Here is a 19,812-nt window from a genome sequence, read left to right as displayed (position 1 = left end):
TTTGAGCCGGGCCTGGTTGATCGGCAACGCGCTGTGGATGCAGGCCGCCTGGTGGGCTTGCGTACTGAGTGAGCGGCATCCCTGGCTGCTAGTCCCGGTGGTGGCAGGCCTGTTGGTGCATGTGGCGGCGTGCCCACGACCGGCAGACGAAGCAATCACTCTGGCCTGTGTGGGGATGGCAGGCTGTTTACTGGATGCCAGCCTGGGTGCACTGGGAGTCTTCGATTTTGCCCAGCGACCCCTTCCCCTGTGGCTTGCCATGCTGTGGCTGGTCCTGGCCAGTGGGCTTCGCCACAGCCTGGCGTGGGCTCGACGTCCGCTTTGGTACGGGGCGTTACTGGGCCTGTGCGGCGGACCTCCGGCTTACATCGCCGGCGCATCGCTGGCCGGTGTAGGTCTGCCTTTGGGCACCCTTGGCACGGCCCTGCTGCTTGCGCCGCTGTGGGCTGTATGGATGCCAATCATTCTGCGGCTGGCGACGCTCCGCCGGTAAAACAACGGCCTTTTGAATGCGTGAATAGCGCCTGCCTTGCCGGTTATTGGGGAGTTACGGAAGCGCCTCCGGCTGGCGGCGGAAGAACAGGATCACTTGTCCCAACTCGACGCCCAGCTTGCTCATACTCGAGCGATTGATCATCGTGTCTTCGTCCATCAGGTACATCCAGTCGTCCAGATCCACTTCCCAATGCCTGCCGTCAACCGGCAGGTCAAGGCGATAGCGCCAGCGCAACGCGTTGCCAGCGACCTCGCCGGTAGCCTCTCCGACTACGTCGTCGGCACGACCACGCCAACGCCCGGCACCGGCCGGTTCAAGCGTCCAGATGCGCCGCTGACGCGTGCCATCGCTGTAGAGAAATCGCTCGTCGAGGATCAACTGCTGGCCCTCGACGCGGCTGTCGATCTGAACATGGAAGCGCTTGACCACCTCGCCCGAGCGATTCTGGAACAGACCCCAAGCCTGTACCGGCCGAGAGAAGAACCCCACGAGATCCAGCGTCGGTCGCTCCGTTGCGTAGTGCTCCACGCCAACGTTGTTACAGCTGACCAGCAGCAGGCTAACGAGCAGTACCAGTATTTGACGCATCTCAACCTCCTCACTCCGCCGACCCGGCCATCCCCAGCAGTCGGTGACGCAGTGGCTTGTCCCGAGTACGCGGATCAAGCCAGATATCGAAGAAGGCGCGGGCGAAAGCAGGGTCGTCGACCCGCCGGCGCAACTGGCCGTCGACGTAGAAAGTGCAGCCCTTGCCGGGATGGTAGACCCCGGTGATGCGCATTCCGGGCCGAACATCGACGAAGGCTTCACGCATTTCATTGGACCAGCGTTGGAGGGTGGACTCCTCTAGACGAGCCTTTGCCATGCGCTCCATTTCATTGAGGCTGACCTCCACCAGCGTGTCCCGGGAAAAGACACGGTGATAAGTCAGTTCGAGTGCAAAGGGCTGATCCCAGGTCAGCGGCAACCCGGAGCTCCACAACCTCGCGGTGTATAGACTCACGCCGAACCAGGTAAAGTCGCCGCTGCCCACCAGACGCCTGTCGGGCAGCGCGGGATGCCAGTCCGCCCAGGCTGGTACGGCGAGTAACATCGCGAACAACCAGCCTATCGACAGACGATGTTTGAGCAAGCGTCTGGAACCAGCCACGTTCATCAGCGTCTCGGCCTTTTTTTGAAAATCTATACAAGAATATATCAATGTATAGTTTTTACACCATCAGTACAGAGCGTGTGCAACTTTTTCATCCCCGATATCAACCCCGCCCAACCACCGGCGCATGCTCGGCCATCAATTCGATTATCCAGTCGATAAATACCCGCACCTTGGCGCTGACATGGCGATTCGGCGGGAATGCCAGATACATCGGCATCGGCGCCATATGCCAGTCCTCGAACAGCGGCAGCAACTCGCCGCTGACCAGGTGTGGCTTGGCCATGTACTGCGGCAGCCAGAGCATGCCCAGACCTGCCAGTCCTGCGGCGAGGTACGCATTGCCGTCATCGACCGTCAGCTGCGGGCGGCCCTGTGCCTCGATGCGTTCTTCGCCCCGCTGCATCGCGTAGGGCAAGGCTTTGCCTGTACGAAACCAGAGATAGCCAACGGTACTGTGCCTGCCCTCCTCCAGCTCACGTGGGTGCGCCGGCGTACCGCAGCGTTGCAGGTAGCCCGGCGCGGCATAAACGCCGAGTTGAAGATCGCCCACATGCCTTGCCACCAGGGACTGATCGGTGATCTCGCCGCCACGCAGCACGCAGTCGACGTTTTCGCCAATGATGTCGACGATGCGGTCGCTCACGCCCATGGTCAGCTGGATTTCCGGGTAGCGTGCATAGAACCCCGGCAAGGCCGGTATCAGCAGCATTCGCGCCAGCGGGCTTGGCACATCCACCCGCAGCCGCCCACGCGGTGTCATCGACGCGCTGGACAGGCTGGTCTCGGCGTCGTCCACATCGGCCAGCAGCCGGATGACACGCTCGTAGTAGGCCGCGCCATCGGCGGTGACGTTGACCTTGCGCGTGGTGCGATTGAGCAGGCGTACGCGCAGCCTCGCTTCCAGTTGCTGGACGAGTTGCGTCACGCTGGTCTTGCTCATGTGCAGGGTGGCTGCCGCCTTGGTGAAGCTGCCGGTTTCCACCACCCGGGCAAAGGCCTGCATCGCATCGAAACGGTCCATTTCACGCCTCACTCGGTCTGGATAGTTTGGATTCTACAAACAGTCATGACCAGAGTTGCCTGTTTATCCGGGTCGGTCATCTTTTTACAGTGACACCATCGTAAACAGCGGGCCACGATGGCCCCGAAGAAGGTATGCAATGACCAGTCAACGTGATGTCGTTTTCCCGCCCGACCGCCATGCACTGTACGAACTCCACCGCTACTCACCGGCGATTCGCTCCAACGGTTTTCTGTTCGTATCCGGTCAGGTCGGCAGCCGCAAAGATGGTTCGGCCGAACCGGACCTCTCGGATCAGGTTCGCCTGGCCTTTGCCAACCTCAACGCGATCCTGGCCCAGGCCGGCAGTCGTTTCGAGGATGTAATCGACACGACCATCTTCATGGTCGACCCCGACTCGAAATTCGAAACGATCTGGGAGGTCGCGGCCGAGTACTGGGGCGAAGCGCCCTACCCGACGGTGACCGCTATCGGCGTGACGTGGTTGTCCGGCTTCGACTTCGAGATCAAGGTGATCGCCAAACTACCGCAATAGGCCCGGCTCAGCCCCCCGATCGGATTCTGGCTATTGTCACCGATCGTCTCTGGGTGTTTTCTGCCTGTAAAGTCCGGCAGGAAACGCCCAGAAGCGGTCATTTGCGAACGGTCAAACAACGGCTAGATACGCCGGATGCGACAGGCAAATCTACCCATTTAAAAACTCGCTTTAACCGAGACCATGAAGTTGCGTGGATCGCCGTAGTAGTTACCGAAGGACTCGGTGCCGATGGTGGCGTAGTAGCGCTTGTCGAACAGGTTGTTGCCATTGAGCGCCACCGACCAGGTGTCATCAATGCGGTAGCCGATGCGACCGTTCCAGATCGCATAACCCGACTGGGTGATGTTCTCTCCACTGGCGGGAGAAACACGGAAGTTGTCGCTTTGCGCGTTGACACCTGCACCAATGGTGAACCGCTCAAGCGAACCACTCAACGCATAGTCGCCCCACATGCGCAGCATGTGTCGAGGTACATAGGTGTTGAAGGCGGCGCCGTTCAGGCTGTCGTCGATGTCATCGAGGGTTTTGGTCTGGGTATAGGTGTAACCCGCGAGCAATTGCAGGCGCTCGATGACTTCACCACTGATCTCGGCCTCAAAGCCCTGAGCGCGAACCTTGCCGGCATTGACGTAGCAATAGCCATCGGATGAAGGACAGGAAGAGTTGAAGTCCGTCTGGGCCTGGTCTTTCTGAATCGTGCGGAACAGATTGAAGGAGCTGTTCAAGCGACCTTCGAACCAGGCCCCCTTGATCCCCAGTTCATAACTCTGACCCACAAGTGGCTTGAGCGCTGACCCGTCTTCGGAACGGTAGTTGCCCTGCGGGGTGAAGATGTCCGAGTAACTGGCATAGGCCGTCAGGTTCTCGTTCAAATCCAGCAGCACACCGGCAAATGGTGTGACCTGTCCGGTCTCCGTGGTACTGGAGTGTTCCGAGGTGCCGGTGTTGATGAAGTCAGAGTCGGTGTCCGAGTTGTACCAGCTCACTCGAGTGCCGGCGACAAGCGTCAGAGGGTCCGCCAGTTTCAAACGAAGGATCGAGTAGACACCCTTTTGTTTGGTCACCGAATTGACCGGCCCACCGCGAGACGAGATATCGATAAAGTAGCTGTCGTCCGGTTCGGGAATATGTTTATCGGGGTTGAACACATTCTGCCGCTGCGGCAGAAACGCCACCGAGTAGAAGTCATCTTTTTTCCCGCGGCTGGCATTGGCGCCCACCACTAACTCATGCTGCTGACCGAACGCGTCGAACTTGCCATCCACGTAGGCGTCCAGACCGTAATCGACCTGGTCGTAGTCGTACATGCTGCCCAGCATGCCAGTGGTATTGATGCCTGGCGTCACCGCGCCGGAAGCGAACGCGTACTTGATGTCCTGAGTGTTTTTTGTATAAACACTGGCGACCTTTAAGGACCAATCGTCGTTGATCCGATGATTCAGATCACTGAAGACAGTAGTGCGCTTGCTACGCCACGTGTTCCACGAAGGATCGAGACAGGTCGAACGGCTGAGCTTCAAATCGCTGCGGTCCCTGTAGCGCGGCAGACCACCCCAACAAGGATTGGCATCCACATCCTCATAAGCCACGCCCAGCCCGAGTGTCGTGTCGGGGCTCACATCCACGTCGAGAGCGCCGTAATACACCTGATCCTTGCGACTGGCATCGTCGACAAAGTAGTGCCGACTCTGCTCGGCGACGATGGCCCGGCCGCGTATGGTGCCGGCGTCATTCAGCGGGCCGCCGGTATCGACCTGTCCACGATAATTGTCCCAACTGCCACCGGACAGCGTGATCTCGGTCTGCGGGGTTGTCTGGCCGCGCTTGCGCACAAAGTTGACGCCACCGGCGGTGCCGCCCGAGCCTTTCATCATGCCCGCTGCGCCGCGCAGGATTTCTACGCGGTCGTAATAGGCCATGTCACCACTGAAACTGTCGGCCTGAACATAGAGGTTGCCCATGTCCAGGGGGACGCCATCGTATTGATAATGACCCGACATCCGGAAGCCGCGCGAATAGAAGTACTTGCCGCCCATGGTGGAGTCATACACGGTAATGCCCGGCGTCTTTTCCATGACTTGATCAATGGTGTTGAGGTTTTGATCATCGAGCATCTTGCGGGTCATCACCGTGACCGATTGCGGCGTTTCCTTGAGAGAGTGCTCGCCCTTGCCAATGGTCACCGCGCCCGTGGTGTACGAGCCACTGTTCTCGGTCGTTGCGCCAAGCATCTGACCATTGATGTTGGTGGCGCCCAGCTCCAGTGCCGAACCGAAAGTCGGAACGGGTCGCAGAACATAAGTCCCGTTGGCCTGGGGCTGCGCTTGCAGACGGCTGCCACTGAGAATCCGCGCAAAGCCTTCAGTGATACCGAACGCGCCCTTGAGCCCTGGAGATTTCAACCCTTCGGTTTGTCGCGCATCAAATGAAATCGCCGCGCCCGCGGCACTGGCGAAATGACTGAGCACTTCGGTCAGGCTCCCCCCGGCAATGTCGAAGGTTTGAACCGCAGCCTGTTGCTGCGACGCAACCTGTGCCGCCATCGTTGCCGTTGACCAAACACCCGTAGCTGCTGCGACCAATAGACCGGCCTTCACTGCCGTCGCCAGACGACCAGGCTTGTACACCCGAGACATGCTTTACCCTCCCCCAAAACACAATCAATAAAAACTCATTGAGGGATGAGCCGAACGATGAGTACAAAAAGTGCAAACTCACAAAAACTATTTTCAACTAGCGCGGATCATCGCTCGATACGTTGACCCAATAGCGGCTGTACTGGGTGACGCGCAGGGACAATCCACTCTCCAGCGCCGCCAACGCCCTATCCGTGTTATCGATAGGGAACGCTCCGGACACCTTCAGTTGGGCAATACGCGGATCACAGCGCAACACGCCACTGCGGTAGCGCGAAATGTCAGCGAGCAATTCGCTCAAGGGGCGATCAATGGCGATGATGCTGCCCTGCTGCCATGCCCCGACCGAGGCATCATTACGCCGCAGCGCACCGGCTGAGCGACCGTTGAAGGCTACGGATTGTCCGGCCTCCACGCGAATCATCGCCCCACCGAGAGCGGGACTGACCTGAACGGCCTTTTCGAGCACCGACACTTCGCCGCCCAGTTCCTGGGACCGGACGATAAAGCGGGTTCCCAGCGCCAGCACTTCGCCGTGGCGAGTGAGCACCTTGAACGGACGCTGCAACGGATCAGCAGCGGTCGTCACCAGAATCTCACCGGACAACAATTCCAGAACCCGCTGCTGACCATCAAATCGCTGGTTGACGGAGGTGTCGGTATTGAGAAGCAATGAGCTGCCGTCGGCCAAGCGCAATTCACGGCGCTCGCCCACGGCGGAACGCAAATCGGCAAACAGGGTCCGGGAGGTTTCACTGCGCCAGCCCAGCCAGCCAATGGAACTGGCGGACGCCAGCAGCAGCACACTGCGCACCACCTGACGCCGGGACAGATCAGCACCGCGCAACGCGGGTGAAGCCAGGGCGCCCGGCACACGTGCCATCTGTTCGCCGACGGCCGCCATGCGTTGCCAGGCTTGAAGATGGGCAGGGTCAGCAACCAGCCAGTCGTTCCAGGCTGATCGATCCGAGTCGGTGGCGACACCGGAGTGAAGTCGGGCGTACCACTGGGCAGCGACGCTGATCGCCTTCAACTCGATGGCTGAAAGACTCATGCCAGTTGCATCTGGATCTGCATCAAACAGCAATGCTCCATGGCCTTGGCCATGTAATTGTTGACCGTTCGGGAGCTGATACCCAGCCGCTCGGCAATCTGCGGATAGGTCAACCCCTCGAACTGAGACAAGATGAACACCTGCTTCACTTTAGCTCCCAGCCCTTGCAGCAAGCGGTCGATTTCCATCAGCGCTTGCAACAGGATCGCCTGCTCCTCCAGTGAGGGTTGCTGCAATTCGGGCATGGCCGCCAAGGCTTCCAGATAGGCCTGTTCCAGAGAACGCCGGCGGAACAGATCGATCAGCAAGCCCTTTGCGATCATTGACAGGTAAGGTCGCGGCTCGCGAATCTCCAACGCATTACGCGCCTTGATGACTCGCACGAAGGTGTCCTGTGCCAGATCAGCCGCATCGAACGCGTTGCCCAAACGCTTGCGCAGCCAGCCATTGAGCCAACCATGGTGGTCGCAATACAGGTCATTGACGGCGCTGCGCAGGCTTAAATCATTGGCGGGCATGGCGATGGAATAATTCACGACTGATAATGACTCTTATTGTCATGTGATCATCCGAAGATTTGCAAGAGGCGGATTTGCGATCAGAACACCGGACCGTCACAAACCTGTCATCCCTGCACGCTAACCTCCCGCTCTCCCGCATTTCACCCCGACATAAAGCCTGACTACAAGGTGCCAGCCAAGGTGTCCTCCACTCCGTCCCGCCAGCAAATCATCCTCAGGTCCAACGACATGTGCAGCGATGACTTCGGCGCGCTGTTCGCGAAAATGTTCGGCAACCGCTATTCCAACACCCCGCCCCTGCCCTCGAACATCATCATCGGCGGCGTCTACGGCCGGCACGAAGGTGTCAGTTTTCGCCGCATGCATTACCGGGGCGACTTCTCGGTGGTCTTTCCCGATCCCCAGGACGAAATCACCTTCGTCATTCCTACCGCCGGCAAAATCATCTTCAATCACCTCTGCGAGTCGGTCGGTGTTTCACAGGTCGGGCTGGCAATCGACAAGGCGGAAATTCGTTCGATGCGCTTTGTCGACAATCATGCGCAGCACGGGATTTCGATAAAGCGTGCGTTGCTCACTGAACGGCTGTCGACCCTATTGGGAAAGCCAATTGTTGAAAGACTGGTATTCGAGCCTGTGGTTGATTTAAAGGTCTCGAGTTTCCAGGGCATCAAGGCATTGATTGATCTGGCCACCGGAGCCGAGTTCGATGTGCTGATCAACAGCGGAACATTGATGCCATCGCGACTGCGAGAGATGCTGCTGGACGCGGTGCTGGAAGCTTGGCCGCATAATTTCACGCAAGCCCTGAGACAGCCTGCTCCGTTGATCGCGCCCCGGCATGTGAAGCTGGCGGTTGAGCACATTCAGGCGCACCCCGAGCATCTGCTCAGCGGAACGGATCTGGCCCGATTGACCAACGTCAGCCAGCGGGCATTGCAGGAAGGTTTCCGGCGATTCGTAGGGAGCTCGATTGTGGCGTACCAGCGGCAGGTGCGTCTGCAGCGCGCCTACGAATCGCTCGCCCACCGCGATTCGCCTTCCGTGACTGAAGTGGCGTTGCGATTGGGCTTCAGCAATGTCGGCAGGTTTTGCCAGTACTTCCAGAGCGCCTATGGCATCAGCCCCGCGGACCTGAAATCAGGACTGCGCACGCGAGCGCGGCAGTAAGGCCCAGGCCGCCAAACGACAGCGGCCCGAACCCGAAGTGTTTCCTTAAAACAGATAACTGGCCTTGAGCCCGCCGCTGAAGCCGTGGCTGTCCCCACCGCCGCTCGCACCCACTTCGGCACCCACGCTCAGCGCGCCGAGATTAGCCATGAGGTTGATCCCTGCGGTGAACTGATCGCGGTTATCGAACGCGGCGCGCTGTTCGATATCCAGGCCCAGCAGGTGCCCTTCGCTGTCGACCTGATGATCGCCGAGCACATGCTCATAGCCCACCTGGACACCCGGCACCAGTTGCCAGGCGCCCATGCCGATCGGGGCGAATGCAGCGTTGAGGTTGGCCACGGCGCTGCGGCGGGTTTCGTCAATGCTGTCGACGTCGAGGGCCAGCTCACTGCCTTTCTCCTGAAAACCCGACAAGTTCAGATGGCTGACGCGCAGGCCGAGGCTCGGTTCGAGTGTCACGCCGCTGACCGGCATACGGTAGCCCAGTGCCAGGGTGGCTCCGGTGAGATTGCCATGGCTTTCGCCCTTGGCGGTGCCGAGGCCGCCGCCGAGGTCGCGCTTGCTGTCGTAGTCGATGTAGCCGGCGCTGGCGTCGGCGTCGACAAACAGCCCGCGTTCCAGACCGTCCGGCGCGAAGCGTGCGCCCATGCTGAAAAAGGTGAAGTCGGTATCCGCCTCGCCACCCGCGCCGCCGACGTTGCCCTTGCTGTAGCCGAAGCCGGCATGGGCGCTGAGCTGGTCGGAGAAACGCTGGGTCAGGCCGACCATCACGCCTTGGCTGTGCTCGTTGCTGCTGGAGACCTGGGACGAACCGTCGGTGCCCAGGTAGCCCGCCAACGCAGTGGACCACAAACGGTATTGGCCCGCCTTGAGATCCGTGCCACTGGCAAACGGCGCAGCAGCCTGGTCGATCATCGCGCCCTGACGCAGCAGGTAACTCGCCGCGTCGGCGTGCACCTGACCACCGACCGTGGACTCGACGCCCGCAAGGTTGCCCGAGTCGATGGCCGATTGCAGATAGTAGTTGTAGTCGCTGTAAGTGCCCGAAAGGCTGCTGTTCTGCAGCTGTTGCAAAAGCTGCGCGCCGCCGGCGGCGTTGCCGAGCAAACCCGCCTGGCCGGGCAGACTGTTGAAGTAGACCATCTTGCCGCGCAGCACATAGATCGTCTCTTGGGACAGACCCAGGCCTTGCTTGAGGTAGTTATCCATGCTGCCGTACTGCGCGGTTACCTCGTCCAGACCGGCTTGCAAGTAGCTGGCCTCGACGCCGAGCAGCGGCGCATAAACGGCCGCCATCGCGGGCGGCATACTCGCCAGGGTCGCCCCCACGCGCGCGGCGGTGTAGTCGTTGGTGGCCAGGTAATTACTCATGATGGTGGCACTGTCGACCCCGGCAATGCTCAGCAACACCGCGGCGGTCCAACCGGTTCGGTCCTTGCCGGCGGTGCAATGGAACAACGCGGCACCGTCGACGCTGGCCAGTTCATTGAACAGCCTGGTGAACTCGCTGCGCATCCCTGCGTCACTGACAAACGCCCGGTTGGTCTGCTCCATCATCGCGATGGCATCGGCTGCACTTTTGAACGAGACCGTGGTGATGTTCGAACCGGACGTGGTGCTGCCGATGATGTCGATGTTTTCGTAGGTCGCCCCGCTGAGCATCGTGTCCGGCGTGCCGGCAATCTCACTGGGTGTGCGCAGGTCGTAGACTGCCTTGATGCCCAAAGAATTCAGCGTAGCCAGATCCGCGGCAGACGGGGTCAGCGCGTTGGAACGATAGAACACGCCGCTACGCATCGTGCCGTCGTGGGCCGTGGAATAGGCGGTGGTAGTCCCCGCGAGATCACGGAAGTTGTCAATGCTGCGCAGGTGGGGAGTCTCGAGGACATTAGTCTCGGCGGCTTGGGCAGTGGCGATGGACACAGTCAAAACGGACAGCGAACACAGAAGACGTGGAAACACAGTACAGCCTCATTGATCGAACGATGGGCTGGCTACTATCTGCAATGAAGTAATACCGAATATGACAGATTGCGCTCGGAGGAAAATCAGCGCGTGATTGGTCCGCCGGGTTCGTTTTTTGTCCGTGGGGTTATCGCCAGCCGTGGTCAGGAGCGGTCACCGGGACGCGCCGGAAAAACGAGTTGAGCAATAGAAATGAGTGTGAGTGCCGACGGGATGGCTGATATCTTTCCCGCGCGTCAAATCGCGTCCAATCGACGCTGATCTCATCAAGGAAGATAGAAAACAATGAAAATATTACTCATCGCTGCGCTAGGCATTTTATCGCTGGCTCAAACGTCACTGTCCTTCGCGGACAGTGCTAATGGAAAAAATCTCTATCTACAACGATGCAGCATGTGCCACGGAATGGATCTCAAGGCAACAGGGCCACTGGCCAATAAAAGCAATCCTCCTACACCTGATCTGACAACCTCCACATTCAAAAAACGATTGAATGATTATCCGGGCGTGATTGTAAGTTCGATAATACTTCGCCCAAATGGAGACTTGATTCCAAGAACCTTGCGTGAGAATGGTGTGAAGCTACCGCCGCACTCGTGGAGCATTAATGATCTGCGCGATTTGAATCAATACATGGGTGGTGTGATTTCACAAAAACGATGACCTCTAAAGTGCCTGGTCCTGTGCTGTCACCTTCGATGGGCCTGACGCCAGCGCTTGACTCTGTCCCTTGGGGCAACCCGTATCTTTCAGGGTCCGCCGTCAGCGGATAAGGCAATCCATGAACACGCTATCGTTGGTCACCGGTGCCAATGGGCATCTGGTCAACAGTTCGACTGCCAGGTGGAGCAGCGGCTCCCCAGAACTTTCGGCTATTTATCGGTCTATTGGACAGGCACATCCGACTGCGTGCGCGACCAACACGCTTCGCCGCAGCCGGATGGCCACACTTCCAATTGTCAATCCGAGGTTGTCTTCGCCCATGAAATTCCATTACCCACGGATGGTGCTCTTCGGCCTGTTCGCGCTCGCGGCAATGGGCTCGGCATCAGCTTCACAGATGAGTACCTCAACCCCGGCTTCAGCAACGCACGTCACCGCCGCTCAGGCGCCTGTCCAGGCCGTCGGCAACCCTTGGTCGACCCTGGCCAGTACGGCTGGCAAGCAGCCAGGGCCGTTGCTTGCCCATGACGACCGATACTGGCATGACGGCCGTTGGCACGATCGTAGAGACGACTGGCGCCGAGATGACTGGCGTCGAGATCAATGGCGTAGAGATCAGTGGCGCAGAGAGCAAGCTCGTCGAGAAGCCGAACGCCATCGTGATTGGGAGCGCCACCAAGATCGGGCCATGCGGCACCGCTACGAGGACGATCGCCGCTACTATCGTCGTTAGTGCCAAGCCACGCGATCCATCCGCCCGGTTCGATCCAGACGCCGGTTCCCCAATTGGCGACACCGTTGAAAAAGGGAGCGAAGCACATGACAGTCAAGCGAATGGACAACGTCTTGATAGTTGTCGACGATCTCGAAGCGGTGAAGGCGTTCTTCATCGCGCTGGGCCTCAAGCTTGAGGGCCAAAGCACGGTTGAAGGCGCTGCCATCGGGAGGCTCATCGGGCTCGGTGATGTGCGAGCCACCCTCGCGATGCTGCGCACTCACGATGGGCAGGGAATTGAGCTGGACAAATTCCACACGCCAGAAGCAGTCAGGTTTGGGCCTGTCGAAGCACCCATGAACGCTTTGGGTCTTCGTCGCGTCATGTTTGCCGTCGATGACATCGATTCGGTCGTTGCACAGATACAGGCTCATGGCGCAGAACTCATTGGCCAGATGCAGTACGAGAATTCCTACCGGCTCGCCTATATTCGTGGGCCTGAGGGCATCATCGTGGGTCTTGCCGAGCCACTAGGCTAAGCCGGACGGTTCGCACGCGTGTACGATAGTCACCTCGCATGCAGGCGTCGCGGACCACGCGCGGGAGCATGTCGCGAGCCCTGCGCTCAGTGAAGAAGAGCGTGACAAGGGTGTCGAAGAGCTTTTTAAAGCCATTCGCCGTTACTCCAAGTGAACGCATCCAGGCACACACTCATGAACAGCACGAATATCAACCACACGCACGACCACGTGTTCCTTGGCTCAGCGCACGACGAAAATGCCAAGCGTACGCTTTGGGTAGTGGCACTCACTGTTGTGATGATGGTTGGCGAGATCACCGCCGGGTATCTCACGGGTTCGATGGCGTTACTCGCCGATGGCTTTCACATGGCAACTCATGCCGGCGCATTGGGCATCGCGGCAGCCGCTTACGGGTACGCAAAACGCCACGCTACCAGCCAGCGCTACAGTTTCGGGACCGGAAAGGTTGGAGACTTGGGCGGGTTCGCTTCGGCGTTGATTCTCGGAATGGTCTCCCTCGGCATTGGCGTTGAGTCTGTCATGCGCCTCTTGCAACCAACGGACGTACAGTTCGGCACCGCTACGCTCATCGCGATTGCCGGTTTGATCGTCAACATCGTCAGTGCCCTGCTGCTGGGCCACGGGCACAGTCATGGGCACGATCATGATGATCATGGCCATTCCCATGCTCATCACGGGAACGACAACAATCTAAAATCGGCCTACGTCCATGTCCTCGCGGACGCGTTGACTTCCGTTCTGGCCATCGCTGCACTTCTCGCCGGCCGGTATCTCGGTTGGGTGTGGCTGGACCCGGTGATGGGCATCGTCGGCGCCATCGTTATCGCGCGTTGGGCATGGACCCTGATGGGGGTCACCGCCGGCGTATTGCTGGATCAGACAGATACGCATGTGGCCGAGGAAATCCGCGAGCTGGTCGAGAAGCCGGGGGACGCCACCATCACCGACTTGCACGTATGGCGGGTCGGACCGCAAGCCCATGCGGCCATCGTCAGCGTCCTCGGTGAAGCCACTGCGAACGCCGACAGCATTCGTGAACGTCTCAAGCCGGTTCACGAAGTCAGCCATCTGACGGTCGAGTTTCGACCGGTCTGATACAGCGCCCCCCCTCCATTATCTCCAAAGGAACTTGCGATGCCTCCAGGGAAACGTGAATCGGCGCGGATCGAACGCCGGTTGATCACCACACTGACCGAAGCGTGCGAAACGGCAAAAGGTGAAATCAAGGGCTTTACCTGGCTCACCCACACCGCAGACCTGAACGCGTTGGCTGAGACTTTGAAAGTCATCTGGGTATTCGAAACCCTGGCTGACAGAAAGCGCGCCCAGGTTGACGCCAAGGCACGCATTTTTGAGTTGACGGCCATCGCGTTGAATCAGGCCGACATCGACCTGATTCCTTCAGACAATAGTGTCCGCTTTGACTCTGAGGAAGAGTGTCAGCGAAATCACGCAGGCGACTGGAAAATCCGCCTGACTCAATCACGTGGGGCCAAAGGTGGCTGACAATGGCTAAAGAAATCGAGAATCCGTGCATCTCTGTCTGCCAACTCAGTGGTGATCTGTGTGTGAGCTGCGGGCGAAGCAAAGAAGACATCCGAAAGTGGAAACGCATGAAGCGGCCTGAAAAAATGGCCGCTGTGCAAAGGGCGAATGTGCGCTTGAAAGGGCTGAGAAAAACTCAGGGATAGTCACGTGCCCGGGATGACCGCTTTGGGATAGCTGCCCATGACCCGGTATCGATTGCGAGAGAAGCAAAACAAGCATGCTTGCCGGCATCAGCTGGATGTCACTCGGTCGTATGCCCGATCTCTTCCCGGGTCGGAACAAAAACCAGGCGGGGGTATTTCGACACGAGTGCCTCATACCCCGCCCTTCGGGACCAGCAGTCAAGCTGCGGCCAGTCCTCCATCAATCAGGTAGATCGCGAAAGAAAAAGTCACGATCGACAGCACCGTGCTGACCAGGATGGAGGTAGCGGCTTCACTCTGATAGGCGCCGGTCTGGTTCGCGAACATCGCCGGAATCGTCGCCGAGGGAAGCGCGCAAAGCAGGATCATCTGTTGGGCGTAAAGCCCATGAGTACCCAGCACAACCGTGGCAGCGAACATCAACACCGGGTGAACGAGCAGCTTGAGCCCAAGGTTGCCCCACACTTCACCCGACATTTTCAGTTTCTCGGACGACATGATCAGCCCCAGGCACAGCAGGGAGACGCCAGGCGTTGCCTTGCCAAGAAGATTGAGCGACTCCGCAGCAATGGGCGGCAGCTTGACCTGCAACAGCGAAATCAGAATGCCAAGGGCCGGTGCCCACATCAGCGGACGGCGTACCGCTCCCGACAGGCTCGACACGAACGCCTGGCTGCCGCTGCCCTTTCCATCGGCGATGGTAAGCAACATGGTCGTCAGCGGTATCATCACCAGGCTCGCGACCAGGTTCAGCACGAGCACCGAATAAATGCTGCCGGCGCCGTACATCGTTGCGAGGATCGGGATGCCCATGAAGGCTGCGTCCGGGTAACCGTTAACGAAGCCCTTGAGCGTTGCGACCTTGAGATTGCGCGTGGTGAACCAGCCGATTGCCAGCGCTATCGTGTACATGCCCATGATGCCGACGAACGTAGCCGCGACGAATTTAAAGTCGAAGAGCTGTTCACGAGGCGTGCTCGCCATCCCGACGAACAACAGTGCCGGGAAAATCCAGCCAAGTACCAGCCGGCTGATCAGCAGGCTGTCCGAATGGGTCAGTCGTCCGCGCTTGCCGGCAATGTAGCCGAGCGCAATCACAAAGGCGACGGGCAAAATTGGCCCTACGATTCTGTCTAACATGTGCTCAATCCTCGTATTTATTTTTATCAAGAATGTCGTCGTAGCTGATCGAGGCCGACACGGCGGCGGCCGCGTTGGCGTCGATCAAGTGGTCGGTTACGGTTTGAAGCGGTAGTCCCGAATGACGTCCTGGTCTGGCTCGATTCCCAGGCCCGGCCCTTGCGGTACGTCGATACGGCCGTTACGCGGAATGATGGCGTCGCCATAGAGCTGCGCTTCGAGATCGAAGTAACGCCATTCGACCAGCGACTTCGCGCCGCCGAGGGCGGCACTGCCATGCACGGCGGCCAACAGGCCCGGGCCGTCATAAAAGGCGTGGACCATCACGGTGACGCCATGGGCATTGGCCAGCGCATAGACTTTTTGCAGTTCGGTGATACCGCCCATTTTTGCCGGACTGGGCTGGATGAAATCGACCGCGCCGGCTTCAAGCAGATGCTGGAAGTCCATCAGCGTCGAAGCGTTCTCGCCGGCAGCCACCGGGATACCGCCGTGCTGGCGTACCCGCGCCAGGCCCGCATAGTCTTCCGGCGGCCACACCGGTTCTTCGATCCAGCGCAGGTTCAACGGGCGCAGTATCTCGGTCATATCCAGCGCTTCACGCACCGACCACGGGGCGTTGACGTCGAGGGTGATTTCCACGCCGGGGCCTGCGGCTTCGCACGCGGCGCGGATGACATCTGCATTCACTTCATGCAGCTTGAGGTGACGAAAACCGCTGTTGACCGCGCGCTGCACATTGACCCGGATCAGTTCAGGGTCGGCATAGCGGATCAAGCTTGCATAGGCCGCCAGCGACGTAGCCTCGCTGCCACCCAGCAGTTGATAGATCGGTTTGCCGGCCGCTTTACCGGCGATATCCCACAGCGCGATGTCAATCGCCGACAGGCCATAGATGAACGCGCCACTGCGACCGAAGACGTGAAACTTCTTCTGCAGATCGCCCTGCAATTTCTCGCGCCGCGTGACATCACTGCCGATCAGTTCAGGCGCGAGGATCGTGTCGATCACGACTTTCACTGCCGGTATCGCGGTGAAACCGAAGGTTTCGCCCCAACCGACGATCCCCTCGTCCGTGGTGACTTTAACCACCAGGGAATCGACCATTTGCAGGTCTTTCGGGCCCCAGACCCCACCGGCCGACGGACCGCCCGTAGTGAAGGGGATCCGAAGCGGAATGGTTTCAATGCTGGCAATCTTCATAGGTCTTCGCCTCAAGCAGGTTGCAGGGGTGGCGCGGCGATTTTCGGATGTCGCCCGTGCCAGGTTGAGGACAACGTACATGACGTCCTGTTGTCCCTCAACTGAACAACTACTGTTTTTGGCGCGCTTACGTCTGACATTTATCTAACCTGTTGTTTTTATTGTTTTTTATTATTTATTACCTCAATGAATTTCAGTTTCAACTGTTGGGAACAAGTCTTCTGATGTAGATTAAGAAGACAAGTTGAAGGGATGAAAAGAATGAGTGAAATGAATGTGCAACCCGTGGCGCGGCGTCCTCATCTGGCTGAGCACATCGCCCGCTCGTTGAGCGACGAGATTGCTTCTGGCCGACTGCGTCCGGGAGACCGGTTGCCAACCGAGCAATTTCTCTCGCAGAACTTCGGCGTCAGCAGGAACGTCGTACGCGAAGGGATTGCCACGCTTCGGGCCCAGGGCTTGATCCAGTCCCGCCAAGGCGTTGGCGTGTTCGTCTCGGCTGCAGTCCCATCGCCGGAGCCTTCCCTAGAGCGCGAGCGCGCGCCGTTGCTGGACGGGGACAATACGATTCGCAACATGTTCGAAGTGCGGGCCGTACTGGAAAGCCAGGCTGCCGCACTCGCGGCAGCGCACATGACGCCCCACAAGCTGAAAACGATCCAGGCTGCGGTCCTGCGAATGCAATACGAAGGCGAACCGACGCTGGACACGGTGAACGCCGACCTCGACTTCCATCGGGCCGTGGCTGCAGCGTCTGGCAATGACTATCTGGAGACGATGATTCGCACAGTGCTTGAACCGATGCGAGCGCTGATCACCATGAACTTTGCGCGACGGGGCCCTGTTTTCAGCAATATTCCGCATGCAGCACGTGGTGAGCATGAAGATCTCGTACAGGCTTTGACCGATCGGAATGCCACGGCGGCACGTCAGATCATGGGGCAGCATATAGTCAGTGCAGCATCCCGATTCGGCTACGAAATTGCTTTCTTCTAATGTCGATTAGAAGATGGCGGTTGTCTCGTTATCCTACAAGTGAGCTGCCACTCCTGGCTGATACCTGGTACACACATGCCCGACCTATCATGCTTGCTGCGCGTCTTGCGACGAATAAGCAGGATAATCAATGTAGCCTTGCGAGCCGCCGCCATAAAACGCTTCGCGACCTGCATCGGCCAGTGGCCAACCATGCCGTAAGCGATCGACCAGATCAGGATTGGCAATGAACGGTCGACCGAACACCGCCAGGTCCGCCAATCCGTCATCGATGGCTTGTTGCGCGGTTAGATGGGTGAACCCGCCCGACAGGAGCAAGGTGCCGCAGTAAGCCCCGCGGATGGCTTTTTGAAATTCAGGCGTACCCAAGTGGCTAGCGTGCAGATAAGCGATCTCGCGCTGGGACAGGGCTCCGGCCAATGCAAGCCACGTTGCCTCCTCTTCATCGAACGCGTGCAGATCAGCCAGTCGAGCAAAAGGCGACACGCGCACACCCACCTTCGAGCTGCCGATCTGCGCACTTACGGCATCGACCGTCTCAAGCAACAAACGCAGACGATTGGCAATCGTGGCGCCACCGTAACGGTCTTCACGGGTGTTGAAGCCGCCGTTGATGAACTGTTCAAACAGGTAGCCGTTACCCGCATGAATTTCGACGCCGTCAAAACCCGCGGTCATGGCATTTTTCGCGGCCAGTCGAAAGTCTGCGATGACCTGCCGAATACCCTCGACATCCAAAGCAACGGGCGCGCTCACTGGCACCTGCGCAGGCTGACCTTCACTGTCATAAGCGTGTACCAACGTTTGCGCGGCAGTCACAGCCACAGGTGCGACCGGTGCCCGCCCCTCCAGCAAGGATGAGTGCGAGACCCGCCCCACATGCCAGAGCTGAATGACAATCCGCCCCCCGGCTTGATGAACCGCGTCAGTCACGCGCTTCCAGCCTTCAATCTGCGCGGGTGTGTGGATCCCCGGGGTGAAAAGGTAGCCTCGTCCCTGCGCCGACACCTGGGCGCTTTCGGTGATGATCAGGCCTGCTCCCGCACGCTGGGCATAGTAGATCGCCATATCCGCAGACGGCACGGTGTCCTTGACGCGGGCGCGGGTCATCGGCGCCATGACGATACGATTGGACAGTCGCTGCCCCGACAGATCGTAAGACTCAAAAAGAGATGACATGTAGCGATCCTCCAAGGGTGGGCCAAAGCTCAAACATGCGACGGGAAGAGCGGCAAGATGTGCTCAGCGAGCTCGTCAAGAATCTCGCCGTAGGGTTGCCGGCTAACCTTGGGGTTGAGCGCGATATGCGAAATACCGGCAGCTTGTGCTTGCTCCAGGTAGTTACGCAGGCCGTTACGCCCCGCCCGGAAGCCTCCCTGGATGCGCTGGAATGGCTGGTCCGGGTTGTCGCTGAGGTCGAAGTAGCCGCCGAGCCCTAACGGTTTGAAAGCGTTTCGCCCTTCGATTTCACGCACTTTGGCGTGCCAGCTCTCGCCCAACGACGCCAACCGCTCGGGGCTTTGCACGCCAGCCAGGTAGCCATCAAGGTGTTCAGCCAACCACTCGATGCTTTGCTGCGCCTGGCCGACAGCGATTGAAGGGACGCGTCCATACGGCGCTTTCGGTACCAGGTCGAGGTTCCCGTATGAGCCACCGAATCGTTCGGAGCGAAAGCGCGGAAAATCCTGCTCAATCAGGGTGCGAAACACCGAGAAGGCATCACGGTAGCGATCGCCACGGGTTTCATAATCGATACCCAGCATCGGGTAGTCGCTGTAACGATCGCCCGAGGACAGCCCCAGCACCAGGCGTCCTTCGCTCAATTGATCCAGGGACGTCGCTTGCTTGGCCAGATACATGGGCTCATGGGTAGGCAGCACGATGCCGGTGGTTCCCAGGACTATGCTGCGTGTGGCAGCGGCCAGGAAGCCGATGTAAACCAGGGGCTCAAAGATGTGTGCCACATCGTTGTAATCCGGGTCATAGAAAGGAATGTCACGCATCCACAGCGCACCAAAACCAAGCGCCTCGGCGCGTTGCGCCATTTCCACATGACCACGCATGGTCGGTGCCGCTCGGCCGGCGTGGGTTTCGAGAGGTAAAATCAGGCCAACCGTCAGCGCCTGTGGTCGAAACAGGCGTTGAAAACCGGGGTGACGCCCAAGCGAAGGATCGGCGGTCGGTAGGGCGACAGGTTGCATTTGCGGCGAGCGTTGGGTGGCGATAGTCATGATGGCAGTCTCGGTGAGTGACGATGACTGACATATTTATTGAATCCTGAACCAGGATAAATAACACCCAC

The 19,812-nt window shown here is 59.0% G+C and carries 21 protein-coding genes and 1 pseudogene; 11 read left to right on the top strand and 11 right to left on the bottom strand.

The genetic code is table 11. The features are described 5' to 3' along the window. Position 1: 1 nt before the first annotated feature. Entirely contained in the window at positions 2-493 is a 492-nt protein-coding gene (locus KGB21_RS04175; protein WP_223503745.1) for a DUF2878 domain-containing protein, read from the top strand. Between the two features lie 54 nt (positions 494-547). Here KGB21_RS04175 and KGB21_RS04170 read toward each other — a convergent pair whose 3' ends face one another. The 3 genes from KGB21_RS04170 to KGB21_RS04160 all read right to left on the bottom strand — a co-directional run bounded on the left by KGB21_RS04170 (position 548) and on the right by KGB21_RS04160 (position 2,673). Further along, the gene (locus KGB21_RS04170) at positions 548-1,084 is read right to left on the bottom strand and encodes a DUF3833 domain-containing protein (protein WP_223503744.1); all 537 of its coding nucleotides are present in this window, start codon (positions 1,082-1,084) and stop codon (positions 548-550) included. Positions 1,085-1,094: 10 nt separating this feature from the next. Then, positions 1,095-1,652 carry a chalcone isomerase family protein gene (locus KGB21_RS04165; RefSeq protein WP_411741318.1) on the bottom strand — a complete coding sequence of 186 codons (558 nt, stop codon included), beginning with the start codon at positions 1,650-1,652 and terminating at the stop codon, positions 1,095-1,097. A 100-nt stretch (positions 1,653-1,752) separates the two neighbouring features. After that, the gene (locus tag KGB21_RS04160) at positions 1,753-2,673 is read right to left on the bottom strand and encodes a LysR family transcriptional regulator (protein WP_034150430.1); all 921 of its coding nucleotides are present in this window, start codon (positions 2,671-2,673) and stop codon (positions 1,753-1,755) included. 139 nt (positions 2,674-2,812) lie between these two features. Here KGB21_RS04160 and KGB21_RS04155 point away from each other — a divergent pair, with 139 nt between their 5' ends. Next, a complete protein-coding gene (locus KGB21_RS04155) occupies positions 2,813-3,208 on the top strand; it encodes a RidA family protein (RefSeq protein WP_223503742.1) in 396 nt (131 codons plus the stop codon). A gap of 158 nt (positions 3,209-3,366) precedes the next feature. On the opposite strand, the gene KGB21_RS04150 is transcribed toward KGB21_RS04155, so the two are convergent. The 3 genes from KGB21_RS04150 to KGB21_RS04140 all read right to left on the bottom strand — a co-directional run bounded on the left by KGB21_RS04150 (position 3,367) and on the right by KGB21_RS04140 (position 7,419). Then, entirely contained in the window at positions 3,367-5,847 is a 2,481-nt protein-coding gene (locus tag KGB21_RS04150) for a TonB-dependent siderophore receptor (protein WP_223503740.1), read from the bottom strand. 97 nt (positions 5,848-5,944) lie between these two features. Beyond that, positions 5,945-6,901, bottom strand: a complete 957-nt coding sequence (locus KGB21_RS04145) for a FecR domain-containing protein (RefSeq protein WP_223503738.1) — start codon at positions 6,899-6,901, stop codon at positions 5,945-5,947. Continuing rightward, positions 6,898-7,419 carry a sigma-70 family RNA polymerase sigma factor gene (locus KGB21_RS04140; protein WP_223503951.1) on the bottom strand — a complete coding sequence of 174 codons (522 nt, stop codon included), beginning with the start codon at positions 7,417-7,419 and terminating at the stop codon, positions 6,898-6,900. The genes KGB21_RS04145 and KGB21_RS04140 overlap by 4 nt, the downstream gene beginning before the upstream one ends. A gap of 231 nt (positions 7,420-7,650) precedes the next feature. Between KGB21_RS04140 and KGB21_RS04135 the strand changes: the two genes are divergently transcribed. Next, positions 7,651-8,592 (top strand): helix-turn-helix domain-containing protein, encoded by a 942-nt coding sequence (locus KGB21_RS04135; RefSeq protein WP_052321292.1) that lies wholly within the window; start codon positions 7,651-7,653, stop codon positions 8,590-8,592. A 45-nt stretch (positions 8,593-8,637) separates the two neighbouring features. Here KGB21_RS04135 and KGB21_RS04130 read toward each other — a convergent pair whose 3' ends face one another. Next, positions 8,638-10,557, bottom strand: a complete 1,920-nt coding sequence (locus tag KGB21_RS04130; RefSeq protein WP_223503736.1) for a tyrosine-protein phosphatase — start codon at positions 10,555-10,557, stop codon at positions 8,638-8,640. A 288-nt stretch (positions 10,558-10,845) separates the two neighbouring features. On the opposite strand from KGB21_RS04130, the gene KGB21_RS04125 reads away from it, so the two are divergent. The 7 genes and pseudogenes from KGB21_RS04125 (at position 10,846) to KGB21_RS04095 (ending at position 14,171) form a co-directional block, all read left to right on the top strand. Then, positions 10,846-11,223, top strand: a complete 378-nt coding sequence (locus KGB21_RS04125) for a c-type cytochrome (RefSeq protein WP_223503734.1) — start codon at positions 10,846-10,848, stop codon at positions 11,221-11,223. A gap of 319 nt (positions 11,224-11,542) precedes the next feature. After that, entirely contained in the window at positions 11,543-11,956 is a 414-nt protein-coding gene (locus tag KGB21_RS04120; protein ID WP_223503948.1) for a hypothetical protein, read from the top strand. An 86-nt stretch (positions 11,957-12,042) separates the two neighbouring features. Next, positions 12,043-12,477, top strand: coding sequence for a VOC family protein (locus tag KGB21_RS04115; protein ID WP_223503732.1), 435 nt, complete (start codon positions 12,043-12,045; stop codon positions 12,475-12,477). A 46-nt stretch (positions 12,478-12,523) separates the two neighbouring features. After that, positions 12,524-12,631: pseudogene (locus KGB21_RS04110) on the top strand (metal/formaldehyde-sensitive transcriptional repressor); the annotation flags it as partial. A gap of 20 nt (positions 12,632-12,651) precedes the next feature. Further along, on the top strand, positions 12,652-13,575 hold the full coding sequence (gene dmeF / locus KGB21_RS04105; protein ID WP_223503730.1) for a CDF family Co(II)/Ni(II) efflux transporter DmeF: 924 nt from the start codon (positions 12,652-12,654) through the stop codon (positions 13,573-13,575). 39 nt (positions 13,576-13,614) lie between these two features. After that, positions 13,615-13,986 carry a hypothetical protein gene (locus KGB21_RS04100; protein WP_223503728.1) on the top strand — a complete coding sequence of 124 codons (372 nt, stop codon included), beginning with the start codon at positions 13,615-13,617 and terminating at the stop codon, positions 13,984-13,986. Between the two features lie 2 nt (positions 13,987-13,988). Continuing rightward, complete coding sequence (locus tag KGB21_RS04095; RefSeq protein WP_034150421.1) at positions 13,989-14,171, top strand: DUF1289 domain-containing protein; 183 nt, start codon at positions 13,989-13,991, stop codon at positions 14,169-14,171. Positions 14,172-14,369: 198 nt separating this feature from the next. Here the strand turns inward: KGB21_RS04095 and KGB21_RS04090 are convergent, their stop codons facing one another. Both KGB21_RS04090 and KGB21_RS04085 read right to left on the bottom strand, forming a co-directional pair. Further along, positions 14,370-15,311: an AEC family transporter gene (locus KGB21_RS04090; protein WP_223503946.1), complete on the bottom strand. Its 942-nt coding sequence runs from the start codon at positions 15,309-15,311 to the stop codon at positions 14,370-14,372. 96 nt (positions 15,312-15,407) lie between these two features. Continuing rightward, entirely contained in the window at positions 15,408-16,514 is a 1,107-nt protein-coding gene (locus KGB21_RS04085; RefSeq protein ID WP_223503726.1) for a mandelate racemase/muconate lactonizing enzyme family protein, read from the bottom strand. Between the two features lie 261 nt (positions 16,515-16,775). On the opposite strand from KGB21_RS04085, the gene KGB21_RS04080 reads away from it, so the two are divergent. Further along, positions 16,776-17,510 (top strand): FadR/GntR family transcriptional regulator, encoded by a 735-nt coding sequence (locus KGB21_RS04080; RefSeq protein ID WP_223503724.1) that lies wholly within the window; start codon positions 16,776-16,778, stop codon positions 17,508-17,510. Between the two features lie 87 nt (positions 17,511-17,597). Here the strand turns inward: KGB21_RS04080 and KGB21_RS04075 are convergent, their stop codons facing one another. Both KGB21_RS04075 and KGB21_RS04070 read right to left on the bottom strand, forming a co-directional pair. Then, entirely contained in the window at positions 17,598-18,689 is a 1,092-nt protein-coding gene (locus KGB21_RS04075; protein WP_223503722.1) for an alkene reductase, read from the bottom strand. Positions 18,690-18,718: 29 nt separating this feature from the next. Further along, positions 18,719-19,741, bottom strand: coding sequence for an LLM class oxidoreductase (locus KGB21_RS04070; protein WP_223503720.1), 1,023 nt, complete (start codon positions 19,739-19,741; stop codon positions 18,719-18,721). Between the last annotated feature and the right edge of the window lie 71 nt (positions 19,742-19,812).

It is taken from the genome of Pseudomonas sp. GL-RE-29 (assembly GCF_019947275.1).
GTDB classification, from domain to species: Bacteria; Pseudomonadota; Gammaproteobacteria; order Pseudomonadales; family Pseudomonadaceae; genus Aquipseudomonas; species Aquipseudomonas fluorescens_A.
Note: the sequence above shows the minus strand (reverse complement) of the source record. Positions and strands in the feature narration are given on the sequence as shown.